Annotated in this window: 19 protein-coding genes and 2 tRNA genes; 7 read left to right on the plus strand and 14 right to left on the minus strand. The window is 62.7% G+C overall.

Going from position 1 to position 19,587, the window contains the following annotated elements:
• Positions 1 to 357 precede the first annotated feature (357 nt).
• Entirely contained in the window at positions 358 to 1,227 is an 870-nt protein-coding gene (locus Y704_RS0117235; protein WP_026551024.1) for a rhomboid family intramembrane serine protease, read from the minus strand.
• 8 nt (positions 1,228 to 1,235) lie between these two features.
• Positions 1,236 to 1,778: a peptidylprolyl isomerase gene (locus tag Y704_RS0117240; RefSeq protein WP_026551025.1), complete on the minus strand. Its 543-nt coding sequence runs from the start codon at positions 1,776 to 1,778 to the stop codon at positions 1,236 to 1,238.
• Positions 1,779 to 1,930: 152 nt separating this feature from the next.
• On the opposite strand from Y704_RS0117240, the gene Y704_RS22365 reads away from it, so the two are divergent.
• The gene (locus tag Y704_RS22365) at positions 1,931 to 2,851 is read left to right on the plus strand and encodes a hypothetical protein (protein ID WP_051477334.1); all 921 of its coding nucleotides are present in this window, start codon (positions 1,931 to 1,933) and stop codon (positions 2,849 to 2,851) included.
• A gap of 68 nt (positions 2,852 to 2,919) precedes the next feature.
• Here the strand turns inward: Y704_RS22365 and Y704_RS0117250 are convergent, their stop codons facing one another.
• From Y704_RS0117250 to dnaA, 12 genes are all read right to left on the minus strand, one after another.
• Complete coding sequence (locus Y704_RS0117250; protein ID WP_026551026.1) at positions 2,920 to 3,834, minus strand: DMT family transporter; 915 nt, start codon at positions 3,832 to 3,834, stop codon at positions 2,920 to 2,922.
• A gap of 111 nt (positions 3,835 to 3,945) precedes the next feature.
• Positions 3,946 to 4,018 (minus strand) — tRNA-Ala (locus Y704_RS0117255).
• 45 nt (positions 4,019 to 4,063) lie between these two features.
• Entirely contained in the window at positions 4,064 to 4,180 is a 117-nt protein-coding gene (locus tag Y704_RS24925) for a DLW-39 family protein (RefSeq protein ID WP_216699010.1), read from the minus strand.
• Positions 4,181 to 4,216: 36 nt separating this feature from the next.
• A tRNA-Ile gene (locus Y704_RS0117265) sits at positions 4,217 to 4,290 on the minus strand.
• An 88-nt stretch (positions 4,291 to 4,378) separates the two neighbouring features.
• Positions 4,379 to 4,909, minus strand: coding sequence for a DUF3566 domain-containing protein (locus tag Y704_RS0117270; RefSeq protein WP_026551027.1), 531 nt, complete (start codon positions 4,907 to 4,909; stop codon positions 4,379 to 4,381).
• Positions 4,906 to 7,569 (minus strand): DNA gyrase subunit A, encoded by a 2,664-nt coding sequence (gene gyrA, locus Y704_RS0117275; protein WP_026551028.1) that lies wholly within the window; start codon positions 7,567 to 7,569, stop codon positions 4,906 to 4,908. Before gyrA ends, Y704_RS0117270 begins: the two co-directional genes overlap by 4 nt.
• A 143-nt stretch (positions 7,570 to 7,712) precedes the next feature.
• Complete coding sequence (gyrB, locus tag Y704_RS0117280) at positions 7,713 to 9,788, minus strand: DNA topoisomerase (ATP-hydrolyzing) subunit B (protein ID WP_026551029.1); 2,076 nt, start codon at positions 9,786 to 9,788, stop codon at positions 7,713 to 7,715.
• A 222-nt stretch (positions 9,789 to 10,010) separates the two neighbouring features.
• Positions 10,011 to 10,598: a DciA family protein gene (locus Y704_RS22370; protein ID WP_051477336.1), complete on the minus strand. Its 588-nt coding sequence runs from the start codon at positions 10,596 to 10,598 to the stop codon at positions 10,011 to 10,013.
• Complete coding sequence (gene recF, locus Y704_RS0117290) at positions 10,585 to 11,775, minus strand: DNA replication/repair protein RecF (RefSeq protein WP_026551030.1); 1,191 nt, start codon at positions 11,773 to 11,775, stop codon at positions 10,585 to 10,587. The genes Y704_RS22370 and recF overlap by 14 nt, the downstream gene beginning before the upstream one ends.
• Before the next feature lie 10 nt (positions 11,776 to 11,785).
• The gene (gene gnd / locus Y704_RS0117295; protein ID WP_026551031.1) at positions 11,786 to 12,682 is read right to left on the minus strand and encodes a phosphogluconate dehydrogenase (NAD(+)-dependent, decarboxylating); all 897 of its coding nucleotides are present in this window, start codon (positions 12,680 to 12,682) and stop codon (positions 11,786 to 11,788) included.
• 20 nt (positions 12,683 to 12,702) lie between these two features.
• Entirely contained in the window at positions 12,703 to 13,827 is a 1,125-nt protein-coding gene (gene dnaN / locus Y704_RS0117300; RefSeq protein WP_026551032.1) for a DNA polymerase III subunit beta, read from the minus strand.
• Positions 13,828 to 14,274: 447 nt separating this feature from the next.
• Positions 14,275 to 15,681: a chromosomal replication initiator protein DnaA gene (gene dnaA / locus Y704_RS0117305; RefSeq protein WP_026551033.1), complete on the minus strand. Its 1,407-nt coding sequence runs from the start codon at positions 15,679 to 15,681 to the stop codon at positions 14,275 to 14,277.
• Between the two features lie 486 nt (positions 15,682 to 16,167).
• Between dnaA and rpmH the strand changes: the two genes are divergently transcribed.
• From rpmH to rsmG, 6 genes are all read left to right on the plus strand, one after another.
• Positions 16,168 to 16,305, plus strand: coding sequence for a 50S ribosomal protein L34 (gene rpmH, locus Y704_RS23665; RefSeq protein WP_022892375.1), 138 nt, complete (start codon positions 16,168 to 16,170; stop codon positions 16,303 to 16,305).
• Positions 16,306 to 16,390: 85 nt separating this feature from the next.
• Entirely contained in the window at positions 16,391 to 16,771 is a 381-nt protein-coding gene (rnpA, locus tag Y704_RS0117310; RefSeq protein WP_026551034.1) for a ribonuclease P protein component, read from the plus strand.
• A 41-nt stretch (positions 16,772 to 16,812) separates the two neighbouring features.
• Complete coding sequence (gene yidD / locus Y704_RS23670; protein ID WP_081747745.1) at positions 16,813 to 17,139, plus strand: membrane protein insertion efficiency factor YidD; 327 nt, start codon at positions 16,813 to 16,815, stop codon at positions 17,137 to 17,139.
• Positions 17,140 to 17,141: 2 nt separating this feature from the next.
• Entirely contained in the window at positions 17,142 to 18,101 is a 960-nt protein-coding gene (yidC, locus tag Y704_RS0117315; RefSeq protein WP_026551035.1) for a membrane protein insertase YidC, read from the plus strand.
• A complete protein-coding gene (locus tag Y704_RS0117320) occupies positions 18,098 to 18,640 on the plus strand; it encodes a Jag family protein (protein WP_026551036.1) in 543 nt (180 codons plus the stop codon). The genes yidC and Y704_RS0117320 overlap by 4 nt, the downstream gene beginning before the upstream one ends.
• 31 nt (positions 18,641 to 18,671) lie before the next feature.
• Positions 18,672 to 19,304 carry a 16S rRNA (guanine(527)-N(7))-methyltransferase RsmG gene (gene rsmG, locus Y704_RS0117325; protein WP_155850425.1) on the plus strand — a complete coding sequence of 211 codons (633 nt, stop codon included), beginning with the start codon at positions 18,672 to 18,674 and terminating at the stop codon, positions 19,302 to 19,304.
• The last annotated feature ends 283 nt before the right edge of the window (positions 19,305 to 19,587 follow it).

Genomic DNA, 19,587 nt, shown 5'->3' on the forward strand with positions numbered 1-19,587 from the left:
GTACGCACGTATCCCGAGCCTTCCCGCTACAGAAGGGGATCAGCGCCCGAACGGCCCTCCCATACTGCGGATGCGCTTCCGCTGGTACCTGTTCACTCAGGGAGGAACAGGGGTTCAGCGACCGCCAGGAGTCAGGTCCGGTGTTTGTGCACACGTTGTGCACGAAGTTATCCACAGGTGTGTACAACCCTGCCCGAAAAACCAGTAATCCTGCGTAACTCCAGTCCCAGCTTATCCACAGCTGTGGAATTACATGTGTGTAAGTTATACCCGGTGTGGATAACTGCTGTGGATAACTGCAGTTATGGCCCGTATCCCGAAGAATACGAGCCATAACGGACGCGAAGGAAGCCGCACTCAGATCGGCAGCAGGAACACTCCCAGAACGGTCAGGAGAACAAGCACGACGGCAACCGCGGCCAGTCCTGCCCATTGGAGCGCTGAGCGCCGCGCGCCCTTCGGCACATAGACCAGCACCGCCACAGCCAGGGCTCCCGTGAGGAGCCCGCCGAGGTGTGCCTGCCAGGAAATGCCCTGCACCACGAAGCCGAGCACACCGTTGATGGCGATCAGGACGACGAGCTGGCGGACGTCGCCGCCGGTCCTCCGCTGAACGACGAACATGGCTCCGAAAAGCCCGAACACCGCTCCCGATGCCCCGACGACTCCCTGGTTGAAGCCGGACAGCAGCAGGACCCCCACGGAGCCTCCCACTGCAGCCAGCAGATACAGGGCCAGGAACCGGGCCCTGCCAAGCATCGGTTCGAGTGCCTGGCCCAATACCCACAGCGCGTACATGTTGAACGCGATGTGGAGCAGGAAATTGGGCGAGTGCAGGAACGCCGCAGTAAGCATGCGCCACGGCTCGGGCTCCACAATTCCCGGAACCCCGGCCGTGTAATAGGGCGCGTACAGCAGCGTGCCGGTGACCAGTGGGGAAACGAGCTGCAGGAGGAACAGGGCGACGCAGGCACCGATGATCGAGAACGTCACGATCGGGCGTCCCGTCCGCGTCACGCCACCGAAGGCAGTCCGCGTCACCGGGATGTTCTGTGCCTGTTCGCGTACACAGTCCACGCACTGGAATCCCACGGCTGCAGGCCGCTGGCATTCGGCGCACGCCGGACGTCCGCACCGCTGACACCGGACGTAGCTGATACGGTCCGGGTGCCGTGCACAGACCGGCGCGTCCTGCCGAGGGTCGGGTGCAGGAGCTCCGTAGGTCACAGGCTTTTCTAGTGCTGTTCTACCGTGATACTGCTGATGACGACATCCTCGAGGGGCTTGTCTCGCATGTCCGTAGCGATGGCGTTGAGCTTGTCCACCACTTTCCGCGACTCCTCGTCGGTGACGTCTCCGAAGATGGTGTGCTTGCCCTGAAGCCACGTGGTGGGTACCGACGTGATGAAGAACTGTGATCCGTTGGTGCCGCGTCCACCCTGTGTGCCGGCATTAGCCATGGCGAGCTTGTAGGGCTCACTGAAGTCGAGGTCTGGATTGATCTCGTCGTCGAACTTGTAGCCCGGCCCTCCGACGCCCTGGCCGAGAGGGTCGCCGCCCTGGATCATGAAGTCCTTGATGATCCGGTGGAAGATCGTCCCGTTGTACAGCGGCTTGTTGGTCTCTTCATTGGTCTCCGGGTGCGTCCATGTGATCTCGCCGGTGGCGAGACCGGCGAAGTTCTTGACGGTTTTCGGAGCATGGTTACCGAAGAGGTTGACCAGGATGGTGCCCTGGTTGGTCTGGATCGTGGCCTGAACAGTTGGAATAGCAGTCATGGCCCCATTCTTTCACGGGCCGCCGGTCAAACCGCCGCCGCCGCCGCTTTCTGCGCACAGTGAAAAAATCCGTGAAATACCCGCATCGATAGCACGCCCTGCGCATTGGCCGTAGGCTGGCAGGAACGAGCCATACACCCCTGGAGGTACTTGTGAAGAAGAACAAAACCATGAGCAAGGCGAGCAAAACATCAAGCCGGGAGTTCGACGAGGGCGTCCTCGCGGGTATCCTCGCCGCCCGCGGCTGGGCCACCCCGCATGTCGACGCAGCATACGGCTGGGCCAAACCCCACTGGGACAGGGGCATCAGCACGGCGAGCCCGGTCATCCAGGAAAGTGTGCGCAAAGCTGCCTGCGGCATCTCAGGCGGTATCGCCACCGTCACTCCAAAGATTCAGGACCGTATCGACGCGGTCGGGCCACGCATCACCCAGGTGATCGACGACGCGACTCCCCGGATCCAGGGCACGCTGGACAAGGCAGGCCCGGCCCTGGTTTCGGCCAAAGGTAAGGTAGTCGACGGGTACATCCCCGCCCTGTCCTACAAACTCGGTGAAGCTGCCGACTCTGCCTCCCGCGCCCTCGCTGGTGCTACGGTCCCGCCCCGCGTCGCCGACGCGGTCATCCGGGTCACCGGTGACAAGAAAGCCGTCAAGACGACACAGAAGAAGTGGGCGGCGGCCACGCTGCAGGCGTCGAAGGACCTCAAGAAACGCCAGGAGGACCAGAAGAAGGGCAGCTCCTCCAAGGTCTGGCTGATTCTGGGCATCATCGCGGCTGCCGTCACCGCCGTAGCGGCCGCGTGGCGTGCCTCCCAGCCCGTGGAGGATCCCTGGAAGACCCCGGCTCCCGTGAAGGCGACCCCCGCCCCTGTTTCGGTCGAGAAATTGGACGAGGCCAAGGCAGTGGTGGCGGACATCAAGGCAGCGGCAGATCACTCGGCGGCAACGACGGGGACCAGCCCCGCGGCCGGGACCGTATCGGCCGAGGCGGCGGAAACCGTCGCGAAAAAGGCGAAGGATGCCACGAACGCCGCACAGAACACGACGAAGCCCTCCAACGGCGCAGGCTGACGCAAGCCACCGCTGAAGCGGGAGGATGGTCCGGTTCCCGGACCATCCTCCCGCTTTTTCTTTGGCTTTCAGTTCCCGCCGAGGACAGGTGGCGGTCCTCCGGCGATCTCCAGAGCGGTCTTCCGCGTGCGGCGGCGCCCCTGCCCGCGCACCACCACGGCGAGTCCCACCAGGATCAGTCCCAGACCTGCATAGGTGCCGGCCGGCAGCTGTTCGTCGAGGAACACGGCTGCCAGGAGGGCAGCGCCCGGAATCTCGAGGAGGATGACCATCGATACCACCAGTGGGCTCATGACCGCGAGCAGGTGATTGAACACCGAGTGGCCCATGATCTGCGCCACGAGGGTCACCGCGAGGATTCCCAGCCAGGCTTCCGGAGGGAATCCCGTAAGGGGCTGCTGGAGCAGCAGGCACATTCCCAGGAGGATCACTGCACACCCTCCGTAGCAGAGCGTGGTGTACGTTCCGGTGGACATCGTGCGGCGCGCCGCCGCGCCGGCCATCTGGTAGATGCCTGCCAGAGCACCACCGGCAAGCGCAAGAACGTCCCCGAGCAGTGCCTCGGATGACAGTGAGAGATCGAAGCCGGTGATGATCACCACCCCGACGAAGGCGACCCCCAGCCCGAGCACGACGGCGGTGGACGGCCTGCTGCCCCGCAGCGCATTGAAGAGGGCGATCCATGCCACCTGAAGACAGACCAGTGCGGTAGCGGCGGCCACCGAGGTGAGTTTGAGAGCGGTGACGAAGCAGGCGAAATGCAGCGCGAGTGCTACGGCGGCCACGGACAACCGATAGAAATCCCGCCGTCGGAGGCTGGTGAATTCGGACCGCTTGGACACCGCCGCGGGTCCACCCATGATGAGTGCACCGAGCGCATTGCGCCAGAAAGCGATGGCCAGGGCCGGAGCCGCGGTGGCCGCCATGATGGGCCCGGATGCCGACACCCCGAGTACTCCGAGCATCAACAGGAAGATGATCACTCCGTCAACCCTAGAGCACGTCGCGGTTTGCTCCGTCCGCAAAATCCGGCACGAACTGTTCGGCGGATTAAAGCGGAATATCCCCGGCCTGGGCCGGGGATATTCGTTCGGTGGAGGCACGGGGACTCGAACCCCGAACCCCCTGCTTGCAAAGCAGGTGCGCTACCAATTGCGCCATGCCCCCGAATTGAACCTCAGCCAGTCTACCTCAACCGGGAGAGCTCCAGAGCTATCCGACCTCGTCGGTTGCCTCACTCCATACTGCCTTTTCATTCTCTGAATCCTGCCACCGCTTGTAGGCGAAAACTCCTGCAGCGGCGACGGCGGCGAACAACAGCTTCTTCACAGCAATCTCCTTGCAGTACCTGCGGTGGTGGATCCGTGGGCGTACCAGGACTTGAACCTGGGACCTCTTCGTTATCAGCGAAGCGCTCTAACCGCCTGAGCTATACGCCCCGATACCTCATCGGGCCGAGATACGACTTTACAGTAGCAGCTCGGAATTCTTCAAATCGCCTTCCACAGCCCGATGAGGATGTCGGTGTCAGTCGTCCGTGAGGGTCACTCCGATGCCTCCCACCAGGGCGGACGAGATGTTGTACAGGACCGCCGCTAGCATGGCCAGGGCCGTCAGGAGGACCACGTTCACCACGGCGATGATGGTGGCAAACGAGACAACCTGTCCCAGTGAGGCAAACTGCCGGAGGTCGAAGCCTCCGCTCTCGGAGCCGGCGATCTCGCGCAGCAGCTCGTTGACGCCGTCGAAGATCCCGGTGAGGTCGAGGACCGTCCAGATCACGATGGCGGCGACCACGGTCACGATTCCGAGTGCTACCGACAGCAGGAAGGACATTTTCAGCACGGACCACGGGTCGACCTTGCTGACGAGCAGGCGCGCCTTGCGGGCCTTCGCCTTCGGGGCCGGTTTGACGAGATTCGGCCGGGACGCAGTTTTCGCGCTTCCCGAACCCTGCGGTTTCTGTGGAGGTCGGGCGGGCGTGTTAAGCCGTGACCCGTTACCGGACTGCTTCACTGGTCCGCCGGGTGACCGTGGGTTGGTGTTGGCCGAGCTCACTCACTACCTCCGTGTTCTGGCGACCCAGCGTCGGGCTCAGTCGTTTCTACTGTCGACAACGGTACTTCATCGACAGGCCCCTGCGACGAATTCTCGGATTCCTGGGGAACGGTATCGATCACGTCGACGTCGGCGTCCAGCTCCGAAGGATCATCGATGAGCCCCTCCTCGACCGCGACGCTCCGCTCGCTGTTTCGCGCAACCGCGATGATGCGGTCGGTTTTGTCCGGTTTCGCGAAGATGACGCCCATGGTGTCCCTGCCCTTGGCCGGCACCCCCGTGACAGCGGACCGGACCACTTTTCCGCCGCCCATCACGACGAGTACTTCATCCTCCTCCTGGACGATCAGCGCACCCACGAGGTCACCGCGTTCCTCGGCGAGCTTCGCCACCTTGATGCCGAGCCCGCCCCTGCCCTGTACCCGGTATTCGCCGACCTTCGTCCGTTTGGCGAACCCACCCTCCGTCACGATGAACACGAACGAGTCGTCGGTGACGACGTTCGCGGCGAGCAGCTCGTCGTCTTCCCGGAACTTCATGCCGGTCACCCCGGACGTGGCCCGTCCCATGGGCCGCAGGGCGTCGTCGTTCGCGGTGAAGCGCAGCGACTGCCCCTTGCGGGAGACCAGCATGATGTCATCGGTGTCGGACACCAGCTGGGCCGAGACGAGTTCGTCGTTGTCGCGCAGGTTGATGGCGATGACTCCGGCGGACCGGTTGGTGTCGTAGTCCTCGAGCCGCGTCTTCTTGGCCAGTCCGCGCTTCGTGGCGAGGACGAGGTACGGGGACTGCTGGTAGTCGCGCAGATCCAGCACCTGGGCGATGGTCTCGTCGGGCTGGAAGGCCAGGAGGTTCGCGACATGCTGCCCCTTGGCATCGCGCGCCGCTTCGACCAGTTCGTATGCCTTCGCGCGGTATACCCGGCCCAGGTTGGTGAAGAACAGCAGCCAGTGGTGGGTGGTGGTCACGAAGAAGTGCTCGACGACGTCGTCTCCACGCAACTGGGCCCCGCGGATCCCCTTGCCCCCGCGGGCCTGCTGGCGGTAGTTGTCGCTGCGCGTGCGCTTCACGTAGCCGCCGCGCGTGATGGTGACCACCATCTCCTCTTCGGGAATGAGGTCCTCCATGCTCATGTCGGAGTCATACCCCAGAAGGATCTCGGTGCGGCGGTCGTCGCCGTGGCGGTCGACGATCTCCTGGAGTTCCGTCGACACGATCTGGCGCTGCACTTCGCTGGAACCGAGAATCCGCTGGTACTCGGTGATCTCGCGTTCGAGCTTGTCGTGCTCGTCCTGGATCTTCTGCCGCTCGAGTGCAGCGAGCCGCCTCAGCTGCATATTGAGGATCGCGGCCGCCTGGAGCTCGTCGATGTCGAGCAGCGACATCAGTCCGGTGCGGGCGTCGTCGACCGTCTGGGATGCACGGATCAGTGCGATCACCTCGTCGAGCGCGTCGAGGGCCTTGAGGTATCCGCGCAGGATGTGGGCTGCTTCCTCCGCCTTGCGCAGCCGGTACCGGGTGCGCCGCACGATCACCTCGAGCTGGTGGGTGACCCAGTGCCGGATGAAGGCGTCGAGGCTGAGGGTACGAGGTACGTCGTCCACGATGGCCAGCATGTTGGCGCTGAAGTTGTCCTGCAACTGCGTGTGCTTGTAGAGGTTGTTCAGCACCACCTTCGCCACGGCGTCGCGCTTGAGCACGACCACGAGCCGCTGGCCCGTGCGCCCGGAGGTCTCGTCGCGGAGATCGGCGATGCCGCTGATCTTGCCGTCCTTCACGAGATCCGCAATCTTGATGGCGAGGTTGTCCGGGTTCGCCTGGTACGGCAGTTCGGTGACCACCAGGCAGGTGCGGTTCTGGATTTCCTCGACGTTCACGACGGCACGCATGGTGATCGAGCCGCGGCCGGTGCGGTAGGCGTCCTCGATGCCCTTGTGGCCGAGGATGGTGGCTCCTGTGGGGAAGTCTGGGCCGTTGATGCGCTGGATGAGCGCCTCGAGGAGTTCCTCCTTGGACGCGCCGGGGTTCTGCAGGTACCACTGCACACCGCTCGCCACTTCGCGCAGGTTGTGCGGCGGGATATTGGTGGCCATGCCGACGGCGATGCCGGAGGACCCGTTCACCAGCAGGTTGGGGAACCTCGACGGCAGAATCGTGGGTTCCTGGTTCTTGCCGTCGTAGTTGTCCTGGAAGTCGACGGTCTCCTCGTCGATGTCCCGGACCATCTCCATGGCCAGCGGCGCCATTTTGGTCTCGGTGTACCTCGGGGCGGCAGCGCCGTCGTTGCCGGGCGATCCGAAGTTGCCCTGGCCGAGCGCCAGCGGGTAGCGCATGGTCCAGTCCTGGATGAGGCGGACCAGGGCGTCGTAGATCGCCGAGTCGCCGTGGGGGTGGTACTGGCCCATGACCTCACCGACCACGCGGGCGCACTTGTTGAAGGAGCGGTCCGGCCGGTAGCCGCCGTCGAACATCGCATACAGGACCCGCCGGTGGACGGGCTTCAGTCCGTCGCGCACGTCGGGAAGGGCGCGCCCCACGATGACGGCCATGGCGTAGTCAAGGTAGGACCGCTGCATCTCGGTCTGGAGGTCAACCTGCTCGACGCGGTCGGTCAGGACCTCACCTTCGAGGGGACCGTCGCCGGGAATGTCATCACTCATAAGTCAGTTCCGTTCGTCATGTCTGGTGCCCTGCAGTAGGCGTGGCCGAATCGATGGCTGGTTCCGGCGTTCTGTGTAGGCGCTTTAATATTTGCGAGGAACGAGCAAATTTCGTTGCGCCGGCAGAATGCCGGAATCAACCACTAGATATCGAGAAAACGCACGTCTTTTGCGTTTTGCTGGATGAAGTTCCGGCGGGACTCGACGTCCTCGCCCATGAGCACCGAGAACACCTGGTCGGCCGCCGCGGCGTCGTCCATGGTGACCTGGAGCAGCGTCCGGTGATCCGGGTCCATCGTGGTTTCCCAGAGTTCGGTGTAGTCCATTTCGCCAAGGCCCTTGTAGCGCTGGATGCCGTTGTCCTTCGGCAGGCGCTGGTTCCTGGCGAGCCCCATCCGAATCGTCTCGTCGCGTTCCCTGTCGCTGAAGACGTAGTCGTGGGGTGCGTTCGACCATTTGATGCGGTAGAGCGGCGGCTGCGCGAGATACACGAATCCGCTTTCGATGAGCGGACGCATGTACCGGAACAGGAGGGTCAGCAGCAGCGTGGTGATGTGCTGGCCGTCGACGTCGGCATCGGCCATGAGCACGATCTTGTGGTACCTGGCCTTGTCCACATTGAAATCCTCGCCGATCCCCGCACCGAAGGCGGTGATCATGGCCTGGACCTCGCTGTTTCCGAGGGCGCGGTCAAGCCGTGCCCGCTCGACGTTGAGGATCTTTCCCCTCAACGGCAGGATGGCCTGCGTCTCCGGATTGCGGCCACGCACCGCAGAACCGCCTGCGGAGTCACCCTCCACGATGTAGATCTCTGACTTCGCCGGGTCCTTGGACTGGCAGTCCTTGAGTTTTCCGGGCATTCCCCCCGATTCGAGGAGACCTTTACGGCGGGTCGACTCGCGGGCTTTCCGTGCCGCGAGCCGGGCCTGGGATGCCTGGATCGACTTGCGGATGACGTCGCGGGCGGGCCCTGGGTTGCGTTCGAGCCAATCACCGAGCTGGTCGGTAACGACCCGCTGGACGAACCCCTTGGCCTCGGAGTTTCCCAGCTTGGTCTTGGTTTGCCCCTCGAACTGGGGTTCGGAGAGCTTCATGGAGATCACCGCGGTGAGTCCCTCACGGATATCGTCCCCGGTGAGGTTGTCGTCTTTTTCCTTGATGATGTTCTTGTCGCGCGCATATTTGTTGATGAGTGTGGTCATCGCAGCGCGGAAACCCTCTTCGTGGGTTCCGCCCTCATGCGTATTGATCGTGTTCGCGTAGGTGTGAACGCTCTCCGAATACGCGGTGGTCCACTGCAGGGCTACCTCGACCGCAATCTTGCGGTCGGTGTCCTCGGTCTCGAACGCGATGACGTCGTCGTGGATCACCTCCACCCGCTTCGACGAGTTCAGGTGGCGCACGTAGTCGAGGAGACCGTCGTCGTACTTGTATTCGACCTGGCGGTGCCTCGGGTGATCCTCGGCATCCTCTGCTGCGGAAGCGCCGGTCTCGGTGACCTCATCCTCGATCGAATCGACACGCTCGTCCACGAGGGTGATTCGCAGCCCCTTGTTGAGGAAGGCCATCTGCTGGAAGCGTGCCCGAAGCGTTTCGAAGTCGAACTCGACGCTCTCGAAGATCGAATCGTCCGCGTAGAACGTCTGGGTGGTGCCTGTCTCGGAGGTTTCCTCCCCACGCCGGAGCTCGCCCACAGGCTTGCCGCCGTCAGCGAAGGACTGGTGCCAGACGAAGCCCTGCCGTTTGACGTCGGTCTCTACCCTCTTCGACAGGGCGTTCACCACGGAGATGCCTACCCCGTGCAGGCCGCCCGACACCGCATAACCGCCGCCGCCGAATTTGCCGCCCGCGTGCAGGATGGTCATTACCACCTCGACGGTGGGCCTTCCCTCGGTGGGGTGCATATCGACCGGAATACCGCGGCCGTTGTCGATGACACGGACTCCGCCGTCGGCGAGCAGGGCGATCTGGATGTGATCGCAATACCCCGCCAGGGCCTCGTCCACCGAGTTGTCCACCACTTCGTAGACCAGATGATGGAGGCCGCGCGGACCGGTGGATCCGATATACATGCCCGGGCGTTTACGAACCGCTTCCAGTCCTTCGAGGACAGTGATGTCGTTCGCCCCGTACTCCCGGGTTGCAAGAGCTTCGAGGGTGGGGGATACATCAACTCCTACCTGGACATCATCGGCGTTCAACTCGTTGTCGTGTGCCACAGGCGCGGTCGACTCCTCACAGGGGTTGTACGGGAAATGGCTGTTCTTATTCTACCCCGCGGGGCGCTACAATCGCGCATGGACTGCCCCCTATCAGCCAAGGAAGCCCCTTTTGAGCCGATAGGAGGGTGCCGCATGAGGCGCCATACCTCCATGAAGCTCCGGGGGTCCCTGCATGGCGCGTAGCCGGGTTGCAGGACGGCCGATAAGTTTCACGCCGGCTCACCCGTAGGTGTCCCGGGGACCGCGCCCCTTGACCGAGCGCCCGCCCTTGCGCCAGTTCGGTGAGGAAGGGCCGATCACTGAAATCCGCGTCACCACTCCCTTCCCCAATTCCGCCTCGAATCTCCGAAGAACGTCGGGGCTGATCAGGCGCAGCTGCGTCGCCCACGCCGTCGAATCACATCGAACCAGGACAGTGCTGCCGTCGAAGCTCTCGGGGCTGCAGTGGGCGGCAATATCCGACCCCACCAGTTCCTCCCACCGCGCCAGGACCGACCCGACCGCCACGGGCGAGTTCCAGCCCCGCTCCGCCAGCATGCGGTTGAAGACCTTGCCCAACCCTTCCGGATCCCTTCCACCGAAAACGGGCTCGACGGTATACCGGCGGCGCTGGCCGGCCGGACCCTTGCGCGGTGCCGGTTCCCGATGCGTTCCCCGTGCCTGGGATGCGTTCCGGAGGCGGTTCAGCAACGCCTGGGGAGCATCCTGCTCGAGGGGTTCACCTTCCGGACCCGGGGGAAAATCCTTGTCCTCCTCATTCCCACCAGGTTCGCCCTGTTCCTGCGGCCCAACCTCAGGCCTGGTCATCGATCCCTCCGGACACCACCCGCACCTGCCGGCCACCCAGTCCGGAAGGAATGTCCGCTCCCACGGCTGCTGTCACCAGCACCTGCTCGGCATCCGACACGATGGCTGCCAGCTTGTCCCGCCGCTGGCTGTCCAGTTCCGCAAAAACATCATCGAGGATCAGCACGGGACTTGCGCCGGGAGTGTGGTCGTCCTGCTTCAACAGGTAGTAGATAGCGAGCCGGAGTGCCAGCGCCATGGACCATGTTTCCCCCTGCGAGGCATATCCCTTCGCGGGAATATGTCCCAGCATCAGGTCGAGCTCATCGCGGTGCGGGCCCACGAGCGAGATACCCCGCTCCAGCTCCTTCTTCCGATGAAAGAGGAGCGCCTCCATGAAACGCGAGGTCAGGTCGGCCGCACTTTCTCCGGTCAGCGGAACTCCGTCGACGGCATCGGCGGATGCCGGTGCTCCATCCTCCTCATCACGGAGGACTGAAATGTTCGACCGATAGACCGCATCGGCTTCCTTCGACCCGTCGGTGAGTTCCCCGTAGGCACGCTGCAGGTGCGGGTGCACGCGTTCAAGGAGGACCAGCCGCGCGTGCAGCAGCTTCGTTCCCGACTCCGCGAGATGTTGGTCCCACACGTCGAGGGTCGATTCGTGTGCAGTGGAAAACCGGCCCGCCGCACGCGCCGACCTCAGGAGGGCGTTGCGTTGCTTGAGGACCCGCTCGTAATCCGACCGCAGGCCGGCCTGATGGGGAAGGAGGGCAACCAGGGCTTCATCAAGGTAGCGCCGTCTCCCGGCCGGATCACCCTTGATGAGTGCGAGGTCCTCCGGAGCGAACAGCACGGTCTTCAGGATCCCGGCCGCATCCCGGGCGCGGACCGGATTCGACCGGTTGATTCTCGCCCGGTTGGCGGTCTCCGGATTGATCTCCACCTCCACGCTGGTGCGCTGCTCACCACGAACCAGTTTCCCGCGGATCAGGGCACGGTCCGCCCCGAAACTGACAAGCGGTCTGTCCGACGCCACCCGGTGCGAGGACATGGAGGCGAGGTATCCGATCGCTTCCACGATGTTCGTCTTCCCGATGCCGTTGGGCCCCACGAAGACCGTGGTGCCGGGATCTATCCCGATATCAAGCTGCTGGTAGCTCCGGTAGCCCGTCAGGGAGAGGTGCTCTACGTACACCGTCCGCCACTCACGTGGAGTTCCGACCGGCAGGACGCACCGCGTGTCCTCCGAACTGGTTGCGCAACGCCGCCACCATCTTCATCGAGGGGGCGTCCTGCTGCCGTGAGGCGAAGCGGGCGAAGACCGCGGCGGTGATCGCCGGCGCGGGAACAGCATTGGCGATCGCTTCGTCCACGGTCCACCGTCCCTCCCCTGAATCCTCCACATACCCTGCCACCTTCGACAGACCGGGATCCTCGTTCAGTGCCTTGACCATCAGATCGAGCAGCCAGGATCTGACCACTGTGCCTTTCTGCCACGCAGCGAAGGTTCCCGGAACATCCTTGACGATGTCCTTGGCCTCGAGCAGCTCATATCCCTCGGCGTAGGCCTGCATCAGTCCGTACTCGATCCCGTTGTGGATCATTTTCGCGTAGTGGCCGGCACCGGTGTCGCCGACGTGGACAAAGCTTTCCTCTCTCGCACCCTCCGGACGGAGTGCGTCGAAAAGCGGCATCGCACGAGCCACCTGATCATCGCTTCCACCGGCCATCAACCCGTAGCCGTTGTCGAGGCCCCATACCCCTCCCGACACACCACAGTCCAGGAAGAAGATACCGGCCTCCGCCAACTGGGCCGCGTGAACCTGGTCATCGGTGAACTTCGAGTTCCCGCCGTCGATCACGAGATCCCCCGCATCGAGTACCCCCCTCAGATCCTGCACCACCGAGTCGGTGACGGCACCTGCCGGAACCATGATCCAGAGGATCCTCGGGACGGGAAGTTCCGCGACCAGTTCCGCCAGTGACCCGACATCGCTTCGATCGGGGTGATGGTCGAACCCGGTGACGGTGATGCCTCCCAGGCGCAGCCTTTCCCTCATGTTGAAACCCATTTTTCCGAGTCCGATGAGGCCTATGTGCATGGGAATCACTCTTTCCGTGGTTACTGGCTGGGCAGCCTGACGGGCATCAGGAGGTACCGGTAATCTTCGCTGTCCTCGCCGGTCGATTCGTCCTGGGCCGACATGACCGCAGGTTTCGGAGGTGTCGTGAAGGAGAACCGCACGAACTTGCTGCTGAATGCACCGAGCCCTTCGCTGAGGTAGTGCGGGTTGAAAGCGACGGTGATGTCCTCACCGTCGAGGTTCGCTTCGATGGCTTCTGACGCCTGCGCGTCTTCCCCCGTGCCGGCGTCGAGAGCCAACTGACCTTGGGTGAAGGAAAGCCGGACCGGGGTGTTCCGCTCGGCCACCAACGACACGCGGCGTACGGCTTCGACGAGTGTGCTCGTCTCGACCATCGCGTGGATCGGGGTGTTGTCGGGAAACAGTGAGCGGATTTTCGGATACTCGCCGTCGACAAGGAGTGACGTGGTCCGCCGACCTCCGCTTTCGAAACCGATGAGCTCGGAATCCTTGGACAGGGCGATGTTCAGGTCGCCTGCACCTCCAAGTGTCTTGGCGACTTCGTTGAGCGTTTTCGCCTTGACCAGGGCGCTGGTGGAGATGCCGGCCGATGAGGGTTTCCAGGAGACCTCGCGTAGGGCCAGCCGGTAGCGGTCGGTTGCGAGCAGGGTGATGAGGTCGTCCTCGATCTCCATACGCACACCGGTGAGGATGGGAAGTGTGTCGTCACGGCTTGCCGCAATGATGACCTGCGAGACGGCCTGGGAAAAAGCTTCACCATCCACGACGCCGCTGATGTCAGGCAGCTTGGGGAGCTCGGGGTATTCGCCCTCGGGCATGGTGGCGAGGTTGAACCGGCTGTTCCGGCAACTGAGCGTTACTTTCGAGCCGTTCGTCGCGACTTCGACGGGGGCCGACGGAAGACTCCTGCAGATGTCTGCGAGGAGACGTCCCGAGACCAGAATGGTCCCCTCCTCGGAGATGTCCGCGGGAATTTCAAGGCGCGCCGATATCTCGTAATCGAAGCTGGCAAGGCTCAGTGTCCCTGCCTCCGCGCGGATGAGCAGACCCGCCAGCACCGGAACGGGAGGCCGTGGGGAAAGGGATCGCGCTGTCCAGGAGACAGCCTCCGCGAGAACATCCCGCTCAACTCTGAATTTCACGAAGAGATGCCACCTTTCAAAATGAACGCTGAATCACAACCACGAACGTGGTTGCCCGGATTCCTCACGGCTCACAGCTTAGCCTGACCGGGTGATGAGAGTGGTTCGCTGCTGGAAGCTGCGGGCCCGATGCTCAGGAACACGTCCAGGGGAAAGTGTTATCTGAAAAACTTTGTGGTTTAAGGATTCGTAGTGTTAATAACCCCTGTGGATTCTGTGGATAACCGGTTCCGACGCCTGCCTCCGGCGGATTTTGCCTGTTGACAACCTGTGTGGGAAAGCGACGGGCTGCAGGGTGTGGGTGTGGGGAACATCCGCGCCGATTCAGCCATCCACAGGAAGACTGACGTTGTCCCCAGCGGTAGGGCCCTTGTTCCGTAGGTTATCCACAGGAGTGTCCACAGCTGTTAATTTCGCGGACCTTCCGGCCGGGGTCAGAGAGGGGCGTCAGTCGCGCTGTTTGTGTTTGATGCGGTTGGTGAGCTCGGTGACCTGGTTGAAGATGGCCCGGCGCTCTGCCATCAGTTCACGGATTTTCCGATCGGCATGGATGACCGTCGTGTGGTCGCGGCCACCCAGTTCCTGGCCGATCTTGGGAAGAGACATATCCGTCAGTTCCCTGCAGAGATACATGGCGATCTGCCGTGCCGTCACCAGCGTGCGGGTCCGCGACTTGCTGCACAGTTCCTCGAGGCTGATCTGGAAGTAGTCCGCAGTCTGGGCCATGATCGCCGTCGAAGTGATCTCCTGCGCGCCGTCGTCGGCAATGAGGTCCTTCAGCACGATCTCGGCGAGAGTCACATCGACCGGTTGTCGGTTCAGGCTGGCGAACGCCGTCACCCGAATGAGTGCCCCCTCCAGTTCCCGGATGTTGGTGGCAATCTTCGAGGCGATGTATTCCAGGACATCATCCGGAGCGCTGAGGCTGTCGCTGATCGCCTTCTTCCTGAGGATGGCGATGCGTGTTTCGAGTTCCGGCGGCTGGATATCAGTGAGGAGACCCCACTCGAAGCGGGAGCGCATGCGCTCCTCGAACCCCGACATCTGCTTCGGCGGAAGGTCGGAGGTGATGACCACCTGCTTGTTGTGGTTGTGGAGTGCGTTGAAGGTATGGAAGAACTCCTCCTGGGTGCGGTCCTTACCTGCGAGGAACTGGATGTCATCGATCAGCAGGATGTCGACATTCCGGTAGGTCTGCTTGAAGCTCGTGCCCTCGTCGTCCCGAATGGAGTTGATGAAGTCGTTGGTGAATTCCTCGGAGTTCACGTAGCGAACCCGGATTCCGGTGTAGAGGTGGCGGGCATAGTGGCCGATGGCGTGAAGGAGGTGGGTCTTTCCCAGGCCGGAATCACCGTAGATGAACAGGGGATTGTAGGCCTTGGCCGGCGCTTCCGCAACAGCCACGGCCGCGGCGTGAGCGAATCTGTTGGATGACCCGATCACGAAGGTGTCGAAGACGTACTTCGGATTCAGCCGGCCGAATTCATGGGAGTTGCTGGGGGGTGTCGGGGAGGGCTTCAACTCGCTGCGAGGTTCAGGGGCTGCCACAGGGGCGACCTGCGGTTCTTCCACCGGGACGGGGATCAGGTCGGAATCGATGACGAACGCACACTGGATGTCCTCACGGAAGACCCCGTGCAGAGCTTCATCCAGGGCGGCCTTCAGTTGGGTCTGAAGGACCTCCCGGGTGAGTTCGTTCGGGACCGCCACGAGCATGGTTGTTCCGATCAGCCCCTGGGCCTGCGCGAGGACGACGAATCCGCGCTGCCGCGGGGTCACGCGGTCGTCGTGCTCGAGGGTTCGGATGACTTTCCGCCAGGAACTCCCGACGTCGTTCACTTCATCTGTTCCCACAAAAGCCCCTCTTGATCCAAATCCACCTGAAACCGGCCGTCATCCACAGAGTTGTACACAGCTGGTGATAAATGGGCCATGGCCAACCCTAAAGGATGGAAAGTGCAGAACATAGCGGTCAGACAGCGCGGAAAGGGCCCTTTGCAGCGCTCTCGGCGGGCCGGGAGGATGCGCTGCAATGCGGTCGACGCCCCGGTTGTCCACAGCTGTGGGTAAATTCGGCACCGGCAACCGTGCACAGCCGGTTTGACGGCCATGTCCCCGGTCGCCTAACGTTATGTAGTCCTTCATGTCTGCATTTCGCATGCCATCACAATTGCTCCGGGTACTAAGAGGCCTCGGTGCGTGACGGTGTTCCGGGGTTTCAGGGTCCAAGATCCTGGCGTTCCGGGTGATCTGTGGATGTGCACCTAGCCGCGTCAGTCTGTTCCTCCCCCTTGTTGCAATGGGCCGGGCGCATCCCAAGATCGTTCTGGAGTAATTACAGTGAGCAAGCGGACCTTTCAGCCGAATAACCGCCGTCGTGCCAAGAAGCACGGTTTCCGCCTCCGCATGCGTACCCGCGCAGGCCGTGCCATTCTGTCGGCACGCCGCGGCAAGGGCCGTACCGAACTCTCGGCATAAGCGGCCCAACCACCTGGACCGTGCAATTCGAAGTCCACGCCGGTAGCAACCCGCTCCAGTCGAACTGGGTGAAACGGGGTATTCCATGCTTCCGGCAGTGAACAGGATCCGCACGGCACCGGAATTTTCACGGACTGTACGTTCCGGTGCCCGCTCTGGGCGCCGGAACGTAGTGCTATACGGATCAGTTACTTCCATGGCCGACTCGAGCCGGTTCGGGTTTATTGTGGGGAAGAACGTTGGGAACGCCGTCACACGCAATCTCGTTAAGCGGAGACTGCGTGCAGCGGCTGCCGTGGTTCTACTGAGGAACCCGCAGGGTCTGGATTTTGTGGTGAGGGCCCTGCCCCCATCCGCGGATGCCGGCTGGCCTGAACTGTCGACGGATCTGGATAAGGCACTTACTGCGGTGATGAAGCGTCTCACCACTCGGGACACTGCGGCTATGGAAGGTAAGGGATCGTGAGTAGTACCGACACCCGGTACACCAGGGCTTCCGGACTGCTCATGGATCTGTCCCGGAACGGGCTGATCATCATCCTTCAGGTATACCGCCGGATCATCTCCCCCGTGTATGGACCTGTGTGCAGGTTCTTCCCGAGCTGTTCGGCCTACGCGCTCGAGGCAGTCACCGTTCACGGTGCGGTGAGGGGTTCAGCACTGGCCGTGCGGAGGATTTTCAGGTGTCATCCTTGGAATGAAGGCGGAGTGGACCACGTGCCGGACGGTCGACGGATCTTTCCTCCAGGAAAAGTCCCCACAATTATTGTGTTGAACCACCCGGTGATTCCAGCCGATGATGAAAGCCGCCCCGCGGCCCGAGGAGCTAACTGATTATGGATTTCTTCGAGACAATACTGTCGCCGTTCAGGTGGCTCGTGTCATGGATCATGTTCATGTTCCACGAAGGGTTCAGCGCCATCGGCATGGATCCGGCATCCGGCTGGACCTGGACCCTGTCCATTGTTGGTCTGGTCGTTGTTATCCGCGCGGCGCTGATTCCCGTCTTCGTCAAGCAGATCAAGGCCCAGCGAGGCATGCAGGCACTCCAGCCTGACCTGAGGAAGCTCCAGCAGAAGTACAAGGGCAAGTCCGACCAGCTGTCACGTCAGGCGATGACGCAGGAACAGATGGCCCTGTACAAGAAGCACGGTACCAATCCGTTTGCTGCCTGCCTGCCCATCCTGATCCAGATGCCGTTCTTCTTCGCGCTCTTCACCGTCCTCAACGGGATTTCGCGGGCCAGCGCAGGGGGTGAGGAAGTCGGCGCATTGTCGGTCGAGTCCGTTCGCCAGTTCGACGACGCAACCATCCTCGGAGCGCCCCTTTCGTCGACTTTCCTGGGAAGCTTCGGCGGCAACGGAAATCTCAGTGTCATCATTCTCTCGGTCATCATGATCCTCGCAATGACTGCCTCCCAGTTCATTACGCAGAAGCAGATCATGGCGAAGAACATGTCCGAGGAGGCCATGCAGAGCCCCTTCATGCGCCAGCAGAAGATGATGCTCTATATCCTTCCGCTGGTTTTCGGAATCGGCGGCATCAATTTCCCCATCGGTGTCCTCGTCTACTGGACCACCACCAACCTGTGGACGATGGTGCAGCAGTTCTACGTCATCCGCAGGATGCCTACCCCGGGCTCGCCGGCGGCCAAGGCACTGGCGGAACGGCGCGCCAAGAAGGGCCTGCCGGTAGTGCCCCTTCTGGGCGAACGAAAAGCCGAACCCGCCGTAGAATCCGTTCCCGAGCCACGGGGCCAGCGGGTGCAGCCGCGTAAGAAGAGGAAAAAGCGATGACCATCGATAACGAAGAGCAGTTCGCGACCGACGACCCGGCAGACCTCGATCCCGCGACGAAGGCGTCCCGGCTGGAGGATGAGGGCGACGTTGCTGCTGACTACCTCGAGGAACTGCTCGACATCGCCGACATCGACGGAGATATCGACATCGAGGTACGAAGTGGGCGGACCTACATCTCGATCGTTTCCGAAGATGCCGCGGACAGCGGGTTACGCGCGCTCGTCGGACGCGACGGAGAAGTGCTGGAAGCTCTCCAGGAGCTGACGCGACTATCCGTCCTGACGGCCACCGAGAACAGGTCACGGCTGGTACTCGACGTCGACAACTACCGAGATGTGCGCGGAAAAGAGCTGCGGAAGATGGCGGAGGAGGCGGTCGCCGAGGTGAAGGAAACAGGTGACGATACTGCGCTCCCGCCCATGACGGCGTACGAACGGAAGATCGTCCACGACGCTGTGGCGGAACTGGGAATGGCAAGCGAGTCCGAGGGAGAAGGTCCCGGTCGGCATATTGTCATCTCACAGGGCGATGCCTGACGTGCCCACGGGGGACGTTGCGCCCGCCGTGGTGCCGGTGATGACCGATGCCGAGAGAACGGCTGCCTCGGCAATCTTCGGGGATCGGGTGGGGCTGGCGGAGCGCTTCGTGCTCCATCTGGCCACGTCCGGGATTGAGCGGGGTCTATTGGGCCCCCGCGAAGTACCCCGGCTATGGAGCAGGCATGTGCTGAACTGTGCAGTGGTGTCGGAACTGATCGGGCAGCAGGTGTCGGTCTGCGATGTGGGCAGCGGTGCGGGGTTGCCCGGCATCGCCCTGGCGATCGCCCGGCCGGATCTCTCCCTCGAGTTGGTGGAGCCGCTGGAGCGCAGGGTCACCTGGCTCGACGAGGTCGTCCGGGACCTTGGGTTGAAGAATGTGGTGGTCCGCCGGGCGCGGGCCGAGCAGGTGGTGGACGACGTCGACGTCGACGTGGTCACCGCCCGTGCCGTCTCGGCCCTGGGGGGCCTCATGCAACTGACCATTCCGCTGTTGCACGGTCACGGCGAGGTCCTGGCGATCAAGGGTCGAAGTGCCTCGGAGGAAGTGGCGAAGGCCGGCCGGGCGATCCGGAAACTGGGCGGTTCAGCGGCAGAAATCATCACTGTTGGAGCCGGGATCCTCGAAGAGCCGACGACAGTGGTGCGCGTCCGGGTCGGCTGAGTTCCGGAGCCCGGATTGTCACCGCCGCGGACCATATAGCGAGCCGGCTGACAGGCAGAACGCTGTAGCGAAGCGGTCCACCCGTTAGTCTTGTAGCTGATAGTGTCCGGCATCTCGAGAGTGAGCAGTTGAGTGACCAGAAAAGACGCCGCGACCGGAGGAACTTTCTCTCCGGCCCCTGGCTCGAACCCGGCGGCCGGCCCGATTGAGAAACCAACCAAATCATTTGTCAAACCGATTGTAGGAATTGTTTCACGTGAAACGAAAGCTATCTTGACGGATC

This window comes from Arthrobacter sp. Br18 (assembly GCF_000520555.1).
Classification (GTDB): domain Bacteria; phylum Actinomycetota; class Actinomycetes; order Actinomycetales; family Micrococcaceae; genus Arthrobacter_D.